The 19036-nt window shown below is 60.4% G+C and carries 19 protein-coding genes; 14 read left to right on the top strand and 5 right to left on the bottom strand.

Going from position 1 to position 19036, the window contains the following annotated elements; all coding sequences use genetic code 11:
• Positions 1-13: 13 nt before the first annotated feature.
• The 12 genes from LPB072_RS05670 (at position 14) to LPB072_RS05725 (ending at position 13462) form a co-directional block, all read left to right on the top strand.
• Positions 14-688 (top strand): Crp/Fnr family transcriptional regulator, encoded by a 675-nt coding sequence (locus LPB072_RS05670; RefSeq protein ID WP_066088645.1) that lies wholly within the window; start codon positions 14-16, stop codon positions 686-688.
• A 140-nt stretch (positions 689-828) separates the two neighbouring features.
• Complete coding sequence (locus LPB072_RS24065) at positions 829-3174, top strand: DNA translocase FtsK (protein ID WP_066088648.1); 2346 nt, start codon at positions 829-831, stop codon at positions 3172-3174.
• A gap of 67 nt (positions 3175-3241) precedes the next feature.
• Positions 3242-3895, top strand: coding sequence for an outer membrane lipoprotein chaperone LolA (gene lolA / locus LPB072_RS05680; protein WP_066088651.1), 654 nt, complete (start codon positions 3242-3244; stop codon positions 3893-3895).
• A 4-nt stretch (positions 3896-3899) separates the two neighbouring features.
• Positions 3900-5195: a replication-associated recombination protein A gene (locus tag LPB072_RS05685; RefSeq protein ID WP_066088654.1), complete on the top strand. Its 1296-nt coding sequence runs from the start codon at positions 3900-3902 to the stop codon at positions 5193-5195.
• Between the two features lie 226 nt (positions 5196-5421).
• The gene (locus LPB072_RS05690) at positions 5422-6351 is read left to right on the top strand and encodes a branched-chain amino acid ABC transporter permease (protein ID WP_066088657.1); all 930 of its coding nucleotides are present in this window, start codon (positions 5422-5424) and stop codon (positions 6349-6351) included.
• 18 nt (positions 6352-6369) lie between these two features.
• Positions 6370-7455, top strand: coding sequence for a branched-chain amino acid ABC transporter permease (locus tag LPB072_RS05695; RefSeq protein ID WP_066088660.1), 1086 nt, complete (start codon positions 6370-6372; stop codon positions 7453-7455).
• Positions 7456-7465: 10 nt separating this feature from the next.
• A complete protein-coding gene (locus LPB072_RS05700) occupies positions 7466-8236 on the top strand; it encodes an ABC transporter ATP-binding protein (RefSeq protein WP_066088663.1) in 771 nt (256 codons plus the stop codon).
• 131 nt (positions 8237-8367) lie between these two features.
• A complete protein-coding gene (locus tag LPB072_RS05705; RefSeq protein ID WP_066088665.1) occupies positions 8368-9084 on the top strand; it encodes an ABC transporter ATP-binding protein in 717 nt (238 codons plus the stop codon).
• A gap of 178 nt (positions 9085-9262) precedes the next feature.
• On the top strand, positions 9263-10822 hold the full coding sequence (gene lysS / locus LPB072_RS05710) for a lysine--tRNA ligase (RefSeq protein WP_066088820.1): 1560 nt from the start codon (positions 9263-9265) through the stop codon (positions 10820-10822).
• Between the two features lie 13 nt (positions 10823-10835).
• Positions 10836-11870, top strand: a complete 1035-nt coding sequence (locus tag LPB072_RS05715) for a metallophosphoesterase (protein ID WP_157559237.1) — start codon at positions 10836-10838, stop codon at positions 11868-11870.
• 130 nt (positions 11871-12000) lie between these two features.
• A complete protein-coding gene (gene speD, locus LPB072_RS05720) occupies positions 12001-12594 on the top strand; it encodes an adenosylmethionine decarboxylase (protein WP_231943436.1) in 594 nt (197 codons plus the stop codon).
• Positions 12587-13462 (top strand): spermine/spermidine synthase domain-containing protein, encoded by an 876-nt coding sequence (locus tag LPB072_RS05725; RefSeq protein ID WP_066088671.1) that lies wholly within the window; start codon positions 12587-12589, stop codon positions 13460-13462. The genes speD and LPB072_RS05725 overlap by 8 nt, the downstream gene beginning before the upstream one ends.
• Before the next feature lie 103 nt (positions 13463-13565).
• Here LPB072_RS05725 and LPB072_RS05730 read toward each other — a convergent pair whose 3' ends face one another.
• Positions 13566-14273: a YitT family protein gene (locus LPB072_RS05730; protein ID WP_082876843.1), complete on the bottom strand. Its 708-nt coding sequence runs from the start codon at positions 14271-14273 to the stop codon at positions 13566-13568.
• A 172-nt stretch (positions 14274-14445) separates the two neighbouring features.
• Positions 14446-15318: a LysR family transcriptional regulator gene (locus tag LPB072_RS05735; RefSeq protein WP_066088674.1), complete on the bottom strand. Its 873-nt coding sequence runs from the start codon at positions 15316-15318 to the stop codon at positions 14446-14448.
• A gap of 105 nt (positions 15319-15423) precedes the next feature.
• Between LPB072_RS05735 and LPB072_RS05740 the strand changes: the two genes are divergently transcribed.
• Together LPB072_RS05740 and LPB072_RS05745 are read left to right on the top strand one after the other, a co-directional pair.
• Positions 15424-16122 carry a class I SAM-dependent methyltransferase gene (locus tag LPB072_RS05740; RefSeq protein WP_066088677.1) on the top strand — a complete coding sequence of 233 codons (699 nt, stop codon included), beginning with the start codon at positions 15424-15426 and terminating at the stop codon, positions 16120-16122.
• A gap of 40 nt (positions 16123-16162) precedes the next feature.
• Positions 16163-16870: a P-loop NTPase family protein gene (locus LPB072_RS05745; RefSeq protein ID WP_082876839.1), complete on the top strand. Its 708-nt coding sequence runs from the start codon at positions 16163-16165 to the stop codon at positions 16868-16870.
• A 135-nt stretch (positions 16871-17005) separates the two neighbouring features.
• Here LPB072_RS05745 and ureG read toward each other — a convergent pair whose 3' ends face one another.
• From ureG to ureE, 3 genes are all read right to left on the bottom strand, one after another.
• Entirely contained in the window at positions 17006-17677 is a 672-nt protein-coding gene (ureG, locus tag LPB072_RS05750; protein WP_066088679.1) for an urease accessory protein UreG, read from the bottom strand.
• A gap of 126 nt (positions 17678-17803) precedes the next feature.
• Entirely contained in the window at positions 17804-18505 is a 702-nt protein-coding gene (locus LPB072_RS05755; RefSeq protein WP_096349054.1) for an urease accessory protein UreF, read from the bottom strand.
• A complete protein-coding gene (ureE, locus tag LPB072_RS05760; RefSeq protein ID WP_066088688.1) occupies positions 18498-19031 on the bottom strand; it encodes an urease accessory protein UreE in 534 nt (177 codons plus the stop codon). Before ureE ends, LPB072_RS05755 begins: the two co-directional genes overlap by 8 nt.
• Positions 19032-19036: the final 5 nt, after the last annotated feature.

The following is a 19036-nucleotide window of genomic DNA, read 5'->3' on the forward strand; positions in this document are numbered from 1 at the left end:
AGGAATTTGAAAAATGTCTATCTTGTCCAACCTGGATTTGATTCGCCGGGTCCCTTTGTTTTCAACGCTGACGCAGGCCCAGGCTGAATCGGTTGCCGATGCGGTGATCAAAAAACGCTTCAAACGCGGGGAGTGCATCGTTGAACAAGGCAAGAAGTCAAATATGTTGGCGATTGTGCTCACCGGTCGTGCCCGGGTGGTCACCACCGACGCGCGAGGCCGCGAAGTCATTTTGGCCACGATGAACCCGGGTGACTATGTTGGCGAAATGAGTCTGATCGACAACCAACCGCATTCTGCAACGGTTCGAGCCGAGGTGCAGACCGATGTTTTGATTTTGGGGCGTGTCGAATTTGCACGCTGCCTGCCGGAAAATACCTCGATGGCTTATGCGGTCATGAAAGGGCTGGTCCAGCGCTTGCGTCACGCTGACCGCAAGATCGAGTCGCTGGCCCTTATGGATGTGTATGGTCGCGTAGCCCGTGCATTGCTGGAGTTTGCCCAGCCCGACAAGAACGACGAACTGGTGATCCGCGACCGCGTGTCTCGCCAGGATGTGGCCAAGATGATCGGTGCGTCGCGCGAAATGGTCAGTCGCGTCATGAAGGACTTGGAGGACCGCGGGTTCATCGAGCTTCGCGAAGATGGTGTGACTGTCATCAAGGACCGCCTGAGTTCAATTGGCTGAAGCGACCCTTTGCTCGGGGGGCTTTGATCTTGTTGGGGGCCATTCCTTGCCGACAGGTTGCTGTTACCTTTCTTCATTGACTGTCGCCTGAACGTTGCGTCTTGCTGCGTTAAGCTTGGCGTCGCAATGACGCAAGGCTTATGACTTATTCACTGAACACTCTCAATGCCGATCGGGCCCATGCGGGGCCAGGACCGCTGGCCCGTCTGAGCCAAGAAGCCATGCTCATTCTGGGTGCGGTTTTGCTGATGTTTTGGTTGCTGGCGATGGTGAGCTACTCCGCAACCGACCCCGCTTGGAGTACGTCAGGCTCACATTCCGATGTGTCCAATCTGGGTGGTCGGCTCGGCGCTTTGCTGGCCGATGTGGGCTACTACCTGCTGGGCTGGTCGGTCTGGTGGTGTTTTTTTGCCGGCCTGCGCGCTTGGTTGGCCGTACTGGCACTTCGCCTGCGTTCGACGCCATCAGCGGTTGCCGCTATTGACCCCCCGGAGGCTTGGTGGCGCGGGCCAGCGGCGCGGCGTACCGCCTTCGCTCTGGCGCTGGTGGGTTTGCTGTGTGCCAGTGGCGTTTTGGAATGGAGCCGTTTGTACCGGTTGGAAGCATTGTTGCCGGGCACTTCGGGTGGGGTGCTGGGTTCCGTGCTGGGCCCGTGGACGGTGGGTTGGCTGGGTTTTACCGGTACCGCCGTGGTTACTTTGGGATTGATGGTGCTGACGCTGCCCCGTGTTTTTCAGTTTTCCTGGGGGCATTGGGCTGAATTGATCGGCGCGCGATTTGACGGCTGGTTCGAAACACGCCGGGAAAAGCGTGAGGCGGTGGAAGACCACCGGATCGGTGAGCGCGCTGCGCGCGAGCGCGAAGAGGTCGTCAAAGTGGAGCGGGTGGAGATCGAAGAGCACCATGTGGTTCCGGTCTTCATTGAGCCTGCGGTGGTGGAGGTTCCCAAGAGTGAGCGCGTGGCCAAGGAACGCCAGAAACCTTTGTTCTCCGAGATGCTCGACAGCCAGTTGCCACAGGTCGACTTGCTCGATGCGGCGCCGGCCAACCAGATCAGCGTGGACAACCAGACGCTGGAGATGACCAGCCGCCTGATCGAGAAGAAGCTCAAAGACTTTGGCGTTGAAGTGCGCGTGGTGGCGGCCGCGCCGGGCCCCGTGATCACCCGCTATGAGATCGAACCAGCCACTGGTGTCAAGGGCTCGCAAGTGGTCAACCTGAGCCGCGATCTGGCCCGTTCGTTGTCGCTGGTGTCCATTCGTGTGATCGAAACCATTCCAGGCAAAAACCTGATGGCGCTCGAGCTGCCCAATGCCAAGCGCCAGATGATCAAGCTCAGCGAGATCCTGGGTTCTTCTGTTTACAACGACGCCAAATCCCTGCTGACCATGGGCCTGGGCAAAGACATCAGCGGTTTGCCGGTGGTCGCCGACCTGGCCAAGATGCCACACTGCCTGGTGGCGGGTACAACGGGCTCGGGCAAATCGGTCGGTATCAACGCCATGATTCTGTCGCTGCTCTACAAGGCCGATGCGAAAGACGTGCGCTTGCTGCTGATCGACCCCAAGATGCTGGAGATGAGCGTTTACGAAGGCATTCCACATTTGCTGGCGCCGGTGGTGACCGACATGAAGCACGCCGCCAACGGCCTGAACTGGTGCGTAGGCGAGATGGAGAAGCGGTACAAGCTCATGAGCAAGATGGGCGTGCGCAACCTGGCCGGCTACAACGTCAAGATCGACGAGGCCAAGGCGCGTGGCGAGATCATTGGTAACCCGTTCAGCCTGACGCCCGAGCAGCCTGAACCATTGGATCGACTGCCCTACATCGTGGTCGTGATCGACGAACTGGCCGATCTGATGATGGTGGTCGGCAAGAAGATCGAAGAGCTGATTGCGCGCCTGGCGCAAAAGGCCCGCGCCGCCGGTATCCACCTGATTCTGGCGACGCAGCGCCCCAGCGTGGATGTGATCACCGGTCTGATCAAGGCCAACATTCCCACGCGTCTGAGTTTTCAGGTGAGCAGCAAGATCGACAGCCGCACCATCCTGGACCAGATGGGCGCCGAGAGCTTGCTGGGCATGGGTGACATGCTGTACCTGCCCTCGGGCACCGGCTTCCCCATTCGCGTACACGGTGCGTTCGTGAGCGATGACGAAGTGCACCGTGTTGTGGCTTACCTGAAGGAGCGCGGCGGAGAGCCCAACTACGTCGAAGGCATTCTGGAGGCGCCTGGTGGCGATGGCGAGGCTGGTGATATTTTTGGCGATGGTGGCGACAGCAGCGAAAAGGACGCGCTGTACGACCAGGCCGTAGAAATTGTGCTCAAGGACCGCAAAGCCAGTATTTCGTATGTGCAGCGCAAGCTCAAAATCGGCTACAACCGCGCCGCGCGCTTGCTGGAAGAGATGGAAAAGGCTGGCATGGTCAGCTCACTGACCTCCAGTGGCCAGCGCGACATTCTGGTGCCTGCCCGACCCGAGTAACGGTTGGACCACCTGGGCGACCTTCCTCAACAGGAACCCTTGTGGTCGCTCATCACTCATACCCGCCATGAATCTACACAAACGTCTATTGTTATTGGCCCTGGCCGCACCACTTTGCCTGGCCTCGTTGGCGGTACGCGCTGACGGGTTGTCGGAAATGGCCACTTTTCTGCGCGAAGTGAACAGCGCGCAAGCCACGTTCACCCAGGTGGTGACATCGCCTCTGCGCAAGGGTGAAAGCGCTGCGCGGAAGAAAACATCCAGCGGTCGATTTGAATTCCTGAGACCCAACCGCTTTCGCTTTGAATACACCAAGCCCTTTGAGCAAAGCATCGTGGCCGATGGCGACATGCTGTGGCTGTATGACGTGGATCTGAACCAGGTCACGGCGCGCAAGCAAAAAGACGTTTTGGGCAGCACGCCAGCGGCCCTGATTGCAGCGGGCACCGATATCAAGTCGCTTGCGGCGGTGTTTGAACTCAAATCGGTTCCCGCGACCAACGGTGTGGAGTGGGTCGATGCGCGCCCGCGTGGAAGCGATGGGCAACTGCAAAACGTGCGCATAGGATTCCGACAAGGCCGGTTGGTGGCCCTGGAAATTCTGGACAGTCTGGGGCAGCTATCGCTTCTGACGTTTGCCGATTGGCAGAGCAACGCACCTCTCAAAGCGGAGAGCTTCCGTTTTGTGCCGCCTGCGGGCGTGGACGTGATTCGTCCCTGATTTTGTGACCACCGCTGCGTACACCCATCAACCTCTGGCCGAACGGCTGCGCCCACATTCGCTGGGTGAGGTGATTGGGCAGCAACAGTTGCTGGGGGAGGGCATGGCTTTGCGGCTGGCCTTCGAATCGGGCCAGCCGCACAGCTGCATTCTCTGGGGTCCCCCCGGCGTCGGCAAGACCACCATTGCGCGCCTCATGGCCAACGCGTTTGATGCCCAGTTCATCACCATCAGCGCGGTTCTGGGGGGCGTCAAGGACATCCGTGAGGCGGTGGACAAAGCCGAACTGGCACGCGATGGTTTGATGGCGCAGCGCACCATTGTTTTTGTGGACGAGGTACACCGCTTCAACAAAAGCCAGCAAGATGCATTTTTACCGCATGTAGAAAGCGGTCTCTTCACCTTCATCGGCGCGACCACCGAAAACCCGTCGTTTGAAGTGAATTCGGCCTTGCTTTCGCGTGCGGCTGTGTACGTTCTGACGTCGCTTAGTGAGGACGATTTACGCCAACTCATCGGACGAGCTCAGGCTATTGACGCGGTGCCATCGGTGCAGGATGCTGCGGCCGACCGTTTGATTTCCTATGCCGATGGCGATGCACGGCGGTTGCTGAACACATTGGAAACGCTGGCCGTGGCTGCGAAGCGCGAAAAGCTCACCGAGGTGACAGATGCCTGGTTGATGCGCGTGTTGGGCGAGCGTATGCGCCGCTACGACAAAGGGGGTGAGCAGTTCTATGACACCATCAGCGCGCTGCACAAAAGCGTGCGCGGATCAGACCCTGATGCCGCACTGTATTGGTTCGTTCGAATGCTGGACGGCGGTGCAGAGCCGCGCTACATGGCGCGGCGCTTTATCCGGATGGCCAGCGAAGACATCGGGTTGGCCGATCCACGGGCATTGCGCATGGCTCTGGACGCAGCCGATGTCTACGAGCGCCTGGGCACACCCGAGGGCGAGTTGGCCCTGGCCGAGTGTGTGGTGTACCTGGCGGTCGCGCCGAAATCGAATGCAGTCTACAAGGCCTTTAACGAAGCCAAGGCATTTGTAAAAAAAGACGGAACGCGGCCTGTGCCCATGCATTTGCGCAACGCTCCGACCAAGCTCATGAAAGAACTCGACTACGGGAAGGGCTACCGCTATGCCCACGATGAAGTCGACGGGTTTGCCGCGGGTGAAAACTACCTGCCCGAAGGCATGGCAGCGCCTGATTTCTACCGACCGGTCGAGCGGGGGCTGGAGATCCGTATAGCCGATAAGCTGCGCGAGTTGAAAAAACGCAATCATCAATCTGACTAATGTTGAGCCAATCCTGCTGATGTTCGGCCGAGCGGGCCCAGACTTTGCGGGTAAACCCCATCTTGCTAGGGGCTTACACCCTTAAATTGTCTGTATTCGATCGTTACAATCGCGCTCCAACCCGCAGTCGGTCTTGCCATGGATCGAACCTGGCGGGTTTTTTGCTAAATTGAAACGGTTGGTTTGCGGAAACCACCCAAAGCCTCTCAGAACTCGGAGAACCCTTATGGAAGTATTGCTTCAGCAGGTCATCAATGGACTGGTCCTGGGCAGCATGTATGCGCTGGTGGCCCTTGGCTACACCATGGTGTACGGCATCATTGGTTTGATCAACTTTGCTCACGGCGAGGTGCTCATGGTGGGTGCGCTGACCAGCTGGACCTTGATCGGTTGGATGAGTGAAGCTTGGGTAGGCATGCCTGGCTGGGTCTTGCTGCTGACCGCCACGCTGATCTCCATGGTCGTGTGTGGCACTTTGGCCTACGCGATTGAAAAGATGGCCTACCGCCGCTTGCGCAACTCGCCACGGCTGGCGCCCTTGATCACGGCCATTGGTATGTCGCTTTTGCTGCAAACCTTCGCCATGATCATCTGGAAGCCCAACCCAAAATCGTATCCATCGATGTTGCCAACCGATCCGTTTGAGTTTGGTGGTGCGGTGATTTCGGTGACACAGGTCACCATTCTGGCCACCACGGCGATCACGCTCGCCCTGCTGATGTGGCTGGTGAATCACACCAACCTGGGGCGTGCCATGCGTGCCACCGCTGAAAATCCGCGTGTGGCGGCGCTGATGGGCATCAAGCCCGACATGGTGATTTCCGCTACCTTCATCATTGGCGCGATGCTGGCGGCGATTGCCGGTGTGATGTGGGCTTCGAACTACGGCACTGTGCAGCACACCATGGGCTTCATGCCCGGGTTGAAATCGTTCGTGGCAGCTGTCATGGGTGGTATCGGCAACCTTGGCGGCGCCGTGCTGGGTGGCATCGTGCTGGGCTTGATCGAATCGTTGGGGGCTGGCTACCTGGGCAAGCTCACGGGCGGTGTGCTGGGCAGCCAGTACTCTGACATTTTTGCTTTCATCATGTTGGCGCTGGTGTTGACGTTGCGGCCCTCTGGCTTGCTGGGTGAACGCGTGGCCGATCGCGCGTAAAGCCAAAGGAGTTTTGATATGTTGAATACCAAAAATGGCAAGTTGATAGCTTTTGTGGTGGCGGGTATTGCACTGTTGGTGCTGCCGCTGCTGTTGCAGGCCACGGGCAGCAACTCCTGGGCCCGAATCGTTGATCAGGCGCTGTTGTATGTGCTGCTGGCTTTGGGCCTGAACATTGTGGTGGGCTACGCTGGGCTGCTTGATCTGGGCTACATCGCATTCTTTGCGGTGGGTGCTTATGTCTATGGCCTGCTTTCTTCGCCCCACCTGGCGGAGGCTTTCACCTCCATTGCAGCGGCCTTTCCAGGTGGACTGCACACCAATATTTTTGTGGCCATCGTGATCGCGGCGGTGGTCGCGGGGGTGATGGGCATGATTCTTGGTGCGCCAACGCTCAAGCTGCGTGGCGACTACCTGGCCATCATCACGCTGGGCTTTGGTGAAATCGTTCGCATTTTCCTGCTGAACCTCGACCGCCCCATCAACATCACCAACGGCCCCAAAGGCCTGCCAGGTGTCGATGCACCTTCGGTGTTCGGGATCAGTTTTGCGAAGCCTTTTTATGTTGGTGACTACATGGTTGAACCCGTCACCATGTATTACTACCTCTTCATGGTCTTTGTTGTTGCGGCGGTCATTTTGTCCTACCGCTTGCAGGACTCCCGTATTGGCCGGGCCTGGATGGCCATTCGCGAAGATGAAATTGCAGCCAAGGCCATGGGCTTGAACACCCGCAACCTGAAGCTGCTGGCTTTCGGTATGGGCGCTACTTTCGGTGGTGTCTCCGGCGTGTTGTTTGCCTCCTTTCAGCGCGGCGTTTATCCCGAGTCGTTCATCTTGATGGAGTCGGTCATGGTTGTGGCCATGGTTGTGCTGGGCGGTATTGGCCACATTCCTGGTGTGATCCTGGGCGCGTTGCTGCTGGCGGGCTTGCCGGAGGTCTTGCGCCATGTGGCCGGGCCACTGTCACAAATGACCGATGGCCGGCTGGCACCTGAAATCCTTCGCCAACTGCTGATTGCTTCGGCGATGGTGGTGGTGATGCTGATCCGCCCCAAAGGCTTGTGGCCATCGCCCGAGCATGGCAAATCATTGAGCAAGTGAGGCAGACCAAATGAGTGAAACCATTCTCAAAGTGGCCAACGTGTCCAAACGCTTTGGCGGCCTGCAAGCGCTGAGCGATGTGGGCATCGAAATCCATCGGGGCGAGGTGTATGGGCTGATCGGCCCCAATGGTGCTGGCAAGACCACGTTCTTCAACGTGCTGACGGGCCTGTACACGCCCGACAGCGGCTCCTTCGAGCTCGCCGGGAAGTCTTACAAGCCCACGGCCGTGCACGAAGTGGCAAAAGCCGGTATCGCCCGTACTTTTCAGAACATCCGACTGTTTCCAGACATGACGGCGTTGGAAAACGTGATGGTCGGGCGTCATATGCGAACCCATTCCGGCTTGATTGGTGCGGTCTTCCGTACATCGAGTTTCAAAAAGGAAGAGGCCGAAATCGCGGCCCGCGCTCACGAACTGCTCGACTATGTGGGCATCGGCAAATTTGCCGACTACAAGTCGCGCACCTTGAGCTATGGCGACCAACGCCGCCTGGAAATCGCCCGAGCACTGGCAACCGACCCTCAGTTGATCGCGCTTGACGAGCCGGCTGCGGGCATGAACGCCACCGAAAAAATCCAGTTGCGCGAACTGATCGACCAGATTCGCAAAGACAACCGCACCATTTTGCTGATCGAACACGATGTGAAGCTGGTGATGGGTTTGTGTGACCGCGTGACGGTGCTCGATTACGGCAAGCAGCTCTCATCGGGCACGCCTGCAGAGGTGCAGAACGACCCCAAGGTGATCGAAGCCTATCTGGGGACGGGCGGAGCTTGATGCGCCCCCCGCGCCGCGCCGCGCGCGTCACCCCCCAGGGGGCAACGCTGGCCGACTGGCAATGCCAGATCGGCGGCGTTCTGGAAAAGACACCTCGCTCGCGACGTTCTGAATGAACAAGGAAACATGAGATGGCAAACACATTACTCAAAGTCAGCGGCCTGAAGGTCGCGTATGGCGGTATCAAGGCGGTCAAGGGCATTGATCTGGAGGTGAAGGAAGGCGAGTTGATTTCGCTGATCGGATCCAACGGCGCTGGCAAAACCACGACCATGAAGGCGATCACTGGCTCCCTGTCGTTCGAAGCGGGCGACATTGAATACCTGGGGCAGTCCATCAATGGGCAAGGCCCCTGGGATCTTGTGAGGCAGGGGTTGGTCATGGTGCCGGAGGGCCGCGGCGTGTTCACGCGGATGAGCATCACCGAAAACCTGCAGATGGGTGCCTACATCCGGACAGACAAGGATGGAATCCAGAAAGACATTGAACGCATGTTTGGCATCTTTCCGCGCCTCAGGGAGCGCAAAGACCAACTGGCCGGCACCATGAGTGGCGGTGAGCAGCAGATGCTGGCCATGGCCCGCGCGCTGATGAGCCAGCCCAAGGTCCTGTTGCTCGACGAGCCGTCGATGGGCTTGTCGCCCATCATGGTGGACAAGATTTTTGAGGTGGTGCGCGAAGTGGCCTCTCAGGGCGTGACGATTTTGCTGGTTGAGCAAAACGCCCAGCGTGCGCTGCAGATTGCCCACCGCGGCTATGTGATGGACTCGGGTGAAATCACCATGACCGGTCCAGGCAAGGAGCTTTTGGTCGACCCCAAGGTCAGGGAGGCCTACCTGGGGCATTGAAAGAGCCATCTCTGCGCTGTCTTCGGCAGGGGCAGTGCTGCTGGCCTGGCAAAGCCAGATCCACGGTACCCCGGGGTGTCGAGAATCGCCCGATATTTCCAGCGTCTGCCAAAAACTTACAATTACGGGTTGCACTGCGCAGATGGCTGCGGATGTGCAGCCCGTTTTTTATTGCACCATGACACAAGCACCCACTCCCCAAGCCCAGCCCGTTGTTGCCTCCGTTGACGAGAATCAGTTGATTGTCGAGCGCCGTGAAAAGCTCAAGGCGATGCGCGAGACGCAGAAGCAGGGCGGGGCGGTGGCATTTCCCAACGATTTCAAACCAGCCGACAAAGCCGCCGCGCTGTTCGCCGCCCACGGTGAGTCCACCAAGGAAGCGCTCGAAGGCGCACCCGTGCGTGCCAGCGTGGCCGGCCGCATGATGCTCAAGCGCGTGATGGGCAAGGCGAGCTTCGCCACCCTGCAGGACGCCTCCATGGGCGAGAGTGGCGGCCGCATCCAGATCTACCTGAACAACGACAGCGTGGGCGAAGACGTTCACGGCGCGTTCAAGCATTGGGACCTGGGCGACATCGTGGCCGCCGAAGGCGTGTTGTTCAAAACCCGCACTGGCGAGCTCACCATCCACGCCGACAACATCCGTTTGCTCACCAAGAGCCTGCGCCCGCTGCCCGACAAATTCCACGGTATTCACGACCAGGAGATCAAGTACCGCCAGCGCTATGTGGACCTGATGACCGACGAAAGCGCCCGCAAGCGTTTCATCACGCGCAGCCAGACGCTTTCCAGCATCCGCGATTACATGGTGAGTCATGGCTTCCTGGAAGTGGAAACGCCCATGCTGCACCCGATTCCGGGCGGCGCCAACGCCAAGCCCTTCAAGACACACCACAACGCGCTCGATCAGGAAATGTTCCTGCGCATCGCGCCTGAGTTGTATCTGAAGCGCTTGCTGGTGGGAGGGTTTGACCGCGTGTTTGAAATCAACCGCAGCTACCGCAACGAAGGCATCAGCGTTCGCCACAACCCCGAATTCACCATGATGGAGTTCTACGCGGCCTACTGGAATTACCAGGACCTGATGGACTTCAATGAGCAACTGATCCGGCATGTGGTTAAGCAGGTGCACGGCGACACGCCGCTGACCTATAACGGCCAGCCGGTCGATGTCATGTCGCCCTTCGAGCGCCTGACCATCCGCCAGGCCATCGAGAAGTACACCGACGCAGGCGACGGCGCAGACAGCGCCGAGTGGCTGATCCCTGCTTTGAAAAAGCTCGGTATGTCGGAGGCCAAGCACCAGCTGAGCACGCGCAGCCTCGCCAGCCTTCAGGTCCTGTATTTTGAAGAGACGGTCGAAGAGAAGCTCTGGAACCCCACCTTCATCATGGACCACCCTATCGAAATCTCGCCCCTGGCCCGCGCCAACGACAAGAACCCCGAAGTCACCGAGCGCTTCGAGCTCTACATCACCGGCCGCGAGTTCGGCAACGCCTTCTCAGAGCTGAACGACGCCGAAGACCAGGCCGCTCGCTTCCATGCGCAAGTGGCCAGCAAAGACAGCGGCGACGATGAAGCCATGCACTACGACGCCGACTTCATCCGCGCGCTGGAATACGGCATGCCCCCCGCCGGCGGCTGCGGCATCGGCATTGACCGTTTGATGATGCTGTTGACCGACAGCCCCAGCATCCGCGATGTGATTCTGTTCCCTGCGTTGCGCCGCGAGGCCTGATCAACAACCCGTGTTGAGTTCGCGCACCATCGAGTTTTGGTCTTGGCGATTGTTCGCCGTGGCTTTGGTGGTGTCGCTGGGCGTGAGCTGGTGGGACTACCCGCAACGCTGGCACACGCCGGGATATTGGCTGCGCAATCTGATCATGTACTGGCTCTACTGGTCGCCTAGACTGGCCGGAGTGTTCATGTTGACCGGGTTTGTGAGCCGGGCCTGGAACACGCGTGGCGGGCGTCGCTTGCTGGCGATGCTGATGAGTGTGGGTGTGATGATTGGTCTGTGGTCGTCCCTGGTCGAGCCTCAGCAACTGCAAGTGCGCGAAACCGTGCTCACCGGCCTGCCCGAAGGTGCCGAGCCGGTGCGCCTAGCCGTGATCTCGGATGTGCACTGGGGCCTCTTCTTTCGCGACAGTCAGCTCCAAGGTCTGGTCGACAAACTCAATACGCTGGAAGTCGATGCCGTTCTCGTTGCTGGTGACTGGACCCACGAGCCACCGCTTGATCTCAAAACCGGTCTGGCACCTCTCGCGAGCATTCGCCACCCGGTGTACGGGGTGATGGGCAACCACGATGTTGAGGCCCCGGGGCCGCCACTCACCGAAGCTCTGCGGGAAGCCCTGAAAGCCAACGGCGTTCAAATGCTGGAAGGGCGCATGGTGACCTGGAAAGGTTGGGAGCTGGTTGGTCTGGACGATCAATGGGGCGGCTCGCCAGGGCCACAAGTGGCGGCTTTGTGGCCCAATGAGCGCGGCCACGATCGGCCGCAGCCCTCCAGAAGAATCGTGCTCGCGCACCAGCCGGACACGCTGGCCTTGTTGCCCGAGCAGGGCGCGTTTTTGGCCATCGCCGGCCATACCCATGGTGGACAGATCTGGATTCCCGGGCTCACACCCTGGTGGCTTCGCAACACCAACAGTGAGCAATCTTGGTGGAATGGTTTGTATTCGACGCGTGTCGGCCCCGTTTTCGTGACACCGGGCGTGGGAACCGTTGGCTTGCCAGCCCGCCTGGCGGTGCCCCCCATGATCGATGTGATCGAGTTGCGTTGAATCAGTCAGGCGCCCTGAATGCGCCTCAGGAGCAGACAGCCATCGGGTGCAACCCTTCTGATGCGGGTTTAAAACCCATGTGCCATAGTCAACGTGGACGCGAGGCTGGCAGCAAGAGGTCTTTTATTCAGTGACCAACCATCAGGAGCGTTCGCCGGTATTTCGCAGGGAGTTGATCAACATGGCCGTGCGTGCTGATGGCTCCTTGGATGGCGGGACTTGTTTCCGGGTGCGGGCTTGCCCTATTTGTGAACAGAAGAGATCAAAGGCCGGCGCGGTGCATTCAAGAACAGGATTTATTGAGAAGGTGGTGACGAAAATGCAAAAAGAGGAAGCCCTGCTTGTTCAGGAAAAAGATTATTTCATCACGCGCGGCGAGAAACGCTACGCGGGAATTCACCTGCTGATTGATTTGTATGGCGCTTCGCACCTCAGTGACATTGCCTACATTGAAAAGACCATGCGGCATTGTGTAGAAGCTGCGCAGGCCACCCTGCTGCACATGCATCTGCACCGGTTCGAGCCCGATGGGGTGAGCGGTGTGGCGGTGCTCGCCGAAAGCCATATCTCGGTGCACACCTGGCCTGAAAGCCGCTACGCTGCTTTTGATGTTTTCATGTGTGGCGACACACATCCGGAAGTTTGCATCGAAATCATGCGCGAGGCCTTCGAGGCAGAGCGTATCGATGTGCAGGAAATCTTGAGAGGAGAAGTTGATGAGTGATTTCAAATGGTGGCATGAACGGTCTGATGGACATGGCATCACCACCTCGGTGGAAGTCAAGTTGTTGCACTCGGAGCAAAGCCCGTACCAGCTCATCGAAATCTACGACCACCAGTCGTTTGGCCGGTTGCTGGTGCTCGATGGCTACATTCAGGCCAGCCAGGCCGATGAGTTCATCTACCATGAGATGGCGGTGCACGTGCCGCTCCTTGGGCGTGAGCGCAAAGACGCTTCGGTGCTTGTCATCGGTGGCGGCGAAGGCGGCATCGTGCGCGAAAGCCTCAAACACGATTTTGTGACCAGCGTCACCATGGTCGAAATCGACCAGCGCGTGGTGGATCTGGCGAGCGAGTACCTGGCCGTCAATGGTGATTACAAAGACCCCCGCGTCACGCTCATCATCGACAATGCGGCGAACTTTGTCAGCCAGGCGCTCAAAGACGGCAAAACCTATGACCTGATCGTGCTCGACCTGACCGAGCCCGTTGGCCCATCGTCTTGTCTGTTCACCGAAAAGTTTCTGACGGAAGTGGTTTCTCTGGTGTCGGAAACCGGCGTGATCCTGGATTCGGACAGCATCTACCTGTCCAAAACCGGTGGTGATTTCCTGCAAGAAGTCAGCGGCGATGGCGACAACCTGGTGACCGTGATGCAGCGCACCAAAATCTTGCCGCACATCGACGTCTATCACACCAACATCCCGCTGTACCCCGGCGCGGATTTCGGCTTTTTCCTCTACAGCCGTGACGGCGTTTCACTGCGCCATCCTGTCAAGCCGTTTGAGGGCAAACATTACAACGCCGAGGTGCATACGGCTTCTTTCGCGTTGCCCAACTGGCAAAAAGAATGGCTGATGCCCAAAGGTTGAACTCAGCCAGTTGACTGCCGGTTTGATAAAGGCTGCCCTCGGTCATAGGGGCAGCCTTTTTGCCATCCGTGTCACCGCCAGCTTTGGCAAGGCGTTCAGGCGCTCAAACGCCCAGGTAGCGCCCGGGCCGGTGGTTGAGCGCAAGGATGGCGCCAATGGCGACAGCGCCCACCACCGATTGCGCCACGCGCTCGGCCGGCACGACCATCAGGGCGGTGAGCACCACCACGATGTCGACCGACATCTGCACCTTCCCGGCACTGAAGCCCTTGGCCTGCTGCAGCCATTGCGCCAGGATGTTGACCCCGCCCACGCTGGCGTGGTGTCGCAGCAGGGCCAGCAGACCGAAACCGATCAAAAATCCGCCCAACACCGAGGCGAGCCAGGGGTTGAGAAACTCAAAGCGCACCAACTTGGGCGCCACAGCGGTACACACCGAGACCAGTGCCACGGCGAAAAAGCTCTTGAAGGTGAATTCCCGTCCAAGCTGGAACCACGACAGCACAAAGAACGGCAGGCTGAAAAGGAAGAAGAACAGCCCGAAGTTGAGGCCCGTGGCGTATTTGGCGAGAAATGCCACGCCCGCCACACCGCCGGTGAGCAGGCCAGCGTGGGCAAACATGGTCATGCCCAGCGCCACGAAAAGAGAGCCCGCAATGAGCGCGTGGGCGTCTTCAAGCCAGGTGTGGAGCAGCCGGGCGGCCCCGGCTGGACGGGGAACGGATTTGGCGGCGCTGGCTTTGGAGCGGCTGGGTTTGCCGCTGCGGTGGCTGTGCGCCCGCCTTTTGAGCGAGGTGACGGTATGGGCCATGCAGGCCTGCATGCACAGAGCGTGCCGCCCTGTTGTGGTGCCTGGCCCGGGCAGGTCTGGTCAACAGTGCACAACCAGTCGATAGGGGTGACGCTTGCTGAGTTGAAGGGGCAACAGTTCTTCGGCCCGGAGCCGCCCTCCATCAGGTCCGAACGCCGGGTCGCTCAAGGCCTCAAGCCAATCCCTGTGCCAGCATCTCGAACACCACCCTGATCCGCCGCGAGGTGCGCAGTTCGCGGTGGGTGACCAGCCAGATCGGGAATTGCACGGGCGGCACTTCATCGAGCACCCGCACCATGCCCGGGGTCTGGTTCGCGATCTCGTCCATCATCACGCCAATGCCCATGCCCTGGCGCACCAGGGCCCAGTGGGCCACGGTGTGGTCAGCGTAGCAACTGAAACTCGCTTCGCTCAGGGGCAAGCCGTGCTGGCGCAGGTAGGCCAGAAACCGGCCTGAGCGGTCGGAACCGACGAAGGGCAGATGGGCGGCTTCTTCGGTGGTGCGCGGATGGCCGTGGGTCTTGATCCAGCTCTCAGCCGCATAGAAGTTCGCAGCGGCCTCGCGGATCAGCCGCGCGATGAGCTCGGGCTGCTCGGGCTTGACATGGCGCACGGCAATGTCAGCCTCGCGGCGCAGCAGGTCGCTGAGTGCGTTGGACGCAATCACTTCGATCGCAATGCCCGGCTCCTGCTCATGCAGTTGCTGTACCAGTGGGGGCAGCAGGTAGGCGGCCACGGCGTCGCTTGCCGAGACCGAGACCACGCCGCCCAAAGCTTCGGAGCGCCCGGTGGCCGCCAGGCGCAGGGCATCGGCAGCAGAGCCCATGGCGCGCGCATGTTCCAGCAGGTCGAGCCCGGTGGCAGTGAGTGCCATGGTCTTGCCCACCCGTTCGAACAAGGTCACGCCCATGCGCAGCTCGATGGCGGCGACCTGCCGACTCAGGGTCGGCTGGGTCAGGCCGAGCTTGCGGGCGGCGGCCGACAGCGAGCCGGTTTCGGCGGTCTCCAGAAAAGCCTTGAGCTGGTTCCAGTCGAGTTGATCCATACAGAAATGTATATCTTCACTGCGATTTATCGCAATTCCCTGCGGCAGCTTGCATGGGTAGCATGCAGGCACCGCCCTTCAACGGGCCCCTGTTCAAGGTTTCACATGCCGCTATCAGCCCTCTCTTCATCCTCCGATCCCCATGCTTTTTCCGAGGCGACTGCCCCGAGCGCCCGCAAGGCACGCTTCTGGGACCGCGCCGCGCGCAAATACGCCGCGGACCCAATCGCCGACCTGCCAGGCTACGAGGCCACGATTCGGCGCGTGCAGTCGTTGCTTTCACCGGACCAGAACGTGCTGGAGATCGGCTGCGGCACCGGCTCCACGGCCCTGCGCCTGGCACCGCACACCCGGCGCCTGCTGGCCACCGACGTGTCCGCGAGCATGATCGCCATCGCCAGGGAGAAGCTGGCGGCCGAGCCCATTCCCGAGTTGAGCTTTGCGGTGGCCGACGCCGATGCGCCGGCGGGCGGGCCAGGCGAATACGACGCTGTGCTGGCCTTCAACCTGCTGCACCTGGTGACCGACCTTGACGGCGCCCTGACCGCTGCGACGCAGGCCTTGAAGCCGGGCGGGCTGCTGATCTCCAAGACGGCCTGCATCTCCGAGATGAACCCGCTGGTGCCCCGCCTCGCATTGCCCTTGATGTGCGCCATCGGCAAGGCGCCGCATGTGCTGTGTTTTGACGAACGAGCGCTGACGGCGGCCTTCCTGCGCCAGGGACTGGAGATCGTTTCGGTCGAACGCCACGGCACCCGGGGCAAGGACATACGGGTCTTCATCGTTGCCCGCAAGCCGACCTGACGCGCGCCGCCGAGCCTGTCGATGTCAGACAATCCGTCGCATGAAAGACCAAGCTGACTCGATCAAGGCGCCTCGCCGAAGGCTGGTGATTTTTGAAGGGATCATGGGCTCGGGCAAGTCAACCTCGACCCGTTGGCTGGCGCAGCGTCTCGCGGCTCAGGGCATCGAGGCCCGTATCCAGGTTGAACGACAGTATCCGCATCCGTTGCGGGCAACCGATTTCGCCGCCGATTGGTTCAAGCCTTGGCTGGACATGACGGCCGAGGAACTGGCGAACCGCCGGCTTGCGCTGTGGAGAAAATTCGTGGAGGAAGCCCAGGGGTCAGAGGCTGTTCACGTGGTCGATGGCCAGTTGTTCCACGGGGACCTGACGAACATGTTTCTCATGAACATGCCGCCTGAAGCCATCGCTCAGAATGTGCAGGCCCTGGCCAGGATCATCCGGCCGATGTGTCCGCTGTTGGTCTATTTCTACCAGTCTGACGTTGACCGAGCCATCCGCTTGACGGCGGCCGAGCGCGGAGATGAGCTTGGCGTGCGCTACCAGGTGGACTGGAAACTCAACTACGCCTATGCGGTCGACCGTGGTCTCGAAGGTTTGGATGGACTGTCCAGCCTATACGTTGACTATCGGCGGCTGACAGACAGGCTGTTTGAGGAACTCACCATCGACAAAATCGCCCTGGAGAACTCGGGCCGTGACTGGGCGACGTACCATGCCCGTATCGAAGACGCTCTTGGTTTCTGACGCCAGTGGTGCATGGCGCGAAGGCCATCGTTCATTCACCCTGCCTCAGGATCAGGCAGCGGGTATTGGGGGGGGCCTGCCTTTTGCCCCTGTCGCTGGCGGTTCGTGGCCAGAGGGCCCATCTTCGTCCCAACCTCAAGCAACGGCGGCAGACCCAGCCGTCAACATCCCCCGCGTCTCGATAAACCGCACCACCGTGTCCAACCCATCCAGCGTCTTGAGGTTGGTCATGACCCAGGGGCGGCGTTCGGCGTCGGGGCGCATGCGGTCGGTGTCGGCGCGCATCACGTCGAGGTTGGCGCCGACATGGGGCGCCAGGTCGGTTTTGTTGATCACGAAGAGGTCGCTCTTGGTGATGCCGGGGCCGCCTTTGCGCGGGATTTTTTCGCCGGCGGCGACGTCGATCACATAGATCGTCAAATCGCTCAGCTCGGGGCTGAAGGTGGCGGCGAGGTTGTCGCCGCCGGATTCGATGAAGACGATATCGGCGTTGGGATGCTCCTTGAGCATGCGGTCGATGGCCTCCAGGTTGATCGAGCAGTCTTCGCGGATCGCGGTGTGCGGGCAGCCACCGGTCTCCACGCCCATGATGCGGTCGGCGGGCAGGGCGCCGCTCACGGTGAGCAGGCGCTGGTCTTCCTTGGTGTAGATGTCATTCGTGATGGCGATCAGGTCGTATTGCTCGCGCATGGCCTTGCAGAGCATTTCGAGCAGGGTGGTTTTGCCGGAGCCGACCGGGCCGCCAATGCCCACGCGCAGCGGGGGGAGGGACTTGGTGCGGTTGGGAACATTGTGTAGAGAGGTCATGGCGGCTGAGTGTTTGGGATGATGGAGAGGGACTTTCCAGCGCGCGCCGTGGAACCGGCTTGGCCGGGCCACTGGCGCGGTCCCCCACGCAGGGGGAAGACGCGAAGCGGCGCAGGGGGTGTTTTTCTACGATCTGAACAGTCTCGAGTATTGGGTTTCGTGTTGTGCGGAAAGAATCGCGAGCAGGGGTGTGAATGCCTGACGGGTGTCGTCGGTGAGGCTCAGGGCCTGTTGCACGGCGGCGGGCATGGCGAGCGCCAGTTTTGCCAAGATGCGCTGGCCGGCGCTCTGGCCCAGGGGCACAGATTTGATGGCGGCTTGCACCATGTTTTCAGCCCAGCTAAAACCATAGGTCAACAGCGCATCGCCCACGCGGGCTTCGCTGTGGGCGATGGCGCAGGCCATGGCCACGGGATAGCTGGGCGGGTCGAGTTCGGCGCTTTTCAGTTGTTCGTAAATGCCGTTGCCCAGCTCGCCCAGGGACAGTGCCCACGTTTGCAGCGAGCGGCCCATTTGCTCGGCCTGCAAACGAAATTCCTGCGTCTCGCGGGTTTGAAGAATCCAGTCGTTGAGTTCGGTGACGCGGCGCAGATTGCCTTCGCGCCAGGCGGGAATGGCCTGCGCCACCACCGCCATGTCGCTGCGCGCCAAACCGAGGTGCAGCTGGTCGAGCACCCATTCGGCGGCGCTGGCCTCATCGCTCACCAGGCCGCTCTCCACCGCGGCTTCCAGGCCTTCGGAATACGAAAATCCGCCGACCGGCAAGGTGGGCGAAGCCAGCCACAGCAGTTGCAGCAAGCCGGCGCTGCTGGGGCCTGGCTCAGGCATGCGCGTGATCGCCATGTGCGCCGTGGCTGTGCCCGCTGCTGTGTGAGTTCGGTTGGCCGTAGGCGCCGGATTCCGGCTCGAAGCTGGCGCGGATTTCTTCCACGTTGAGGTGCATGGCGCGCAGCATCTCGGCCAACACGTGGTCGGGCTCGATCTTCAGGTGATCGGGTTTGAGTTCGATGGGCACATGGCGGTTGCCGAGGTGGTAAGCGGCGCGCATGAGGTCGAAGGCGCCGTGGTCGTGGCTGTGCCCATGGTCATGGGCGGTGCAAGCGGTGATGCGCAACACGGCTTGCGGCGCGGCGATGACGCGGATGAAGGTGCCGGCGGTGGTGATCAACACATCGCCGCCGCGGATCACGGTGCCGCGTGGCAGGAACACGCCCACGCTGCGCCCTTCCGAAGTGGTCGCATCGAATCGGCTCTTTTGCCGCAGGTCCCAGTCGAGTTCGAGAAACGGCGCGCGGTTGACGATCACGGCGGCCAGCCCCTGGCCTTGGGGGATGAGTTTGGAGACTTGTTGCATGGGCA

The organism is Hydrogenophaga crassostreae, assembly GCF_001761385.1.
Lineage (GTDB): Bacteria > Pseudomonadota > Gammaproteobacteria > Burkholderiales > Burkholderiaceae_C > Hydrogenophaga > Hydrogenophaga crassostreae.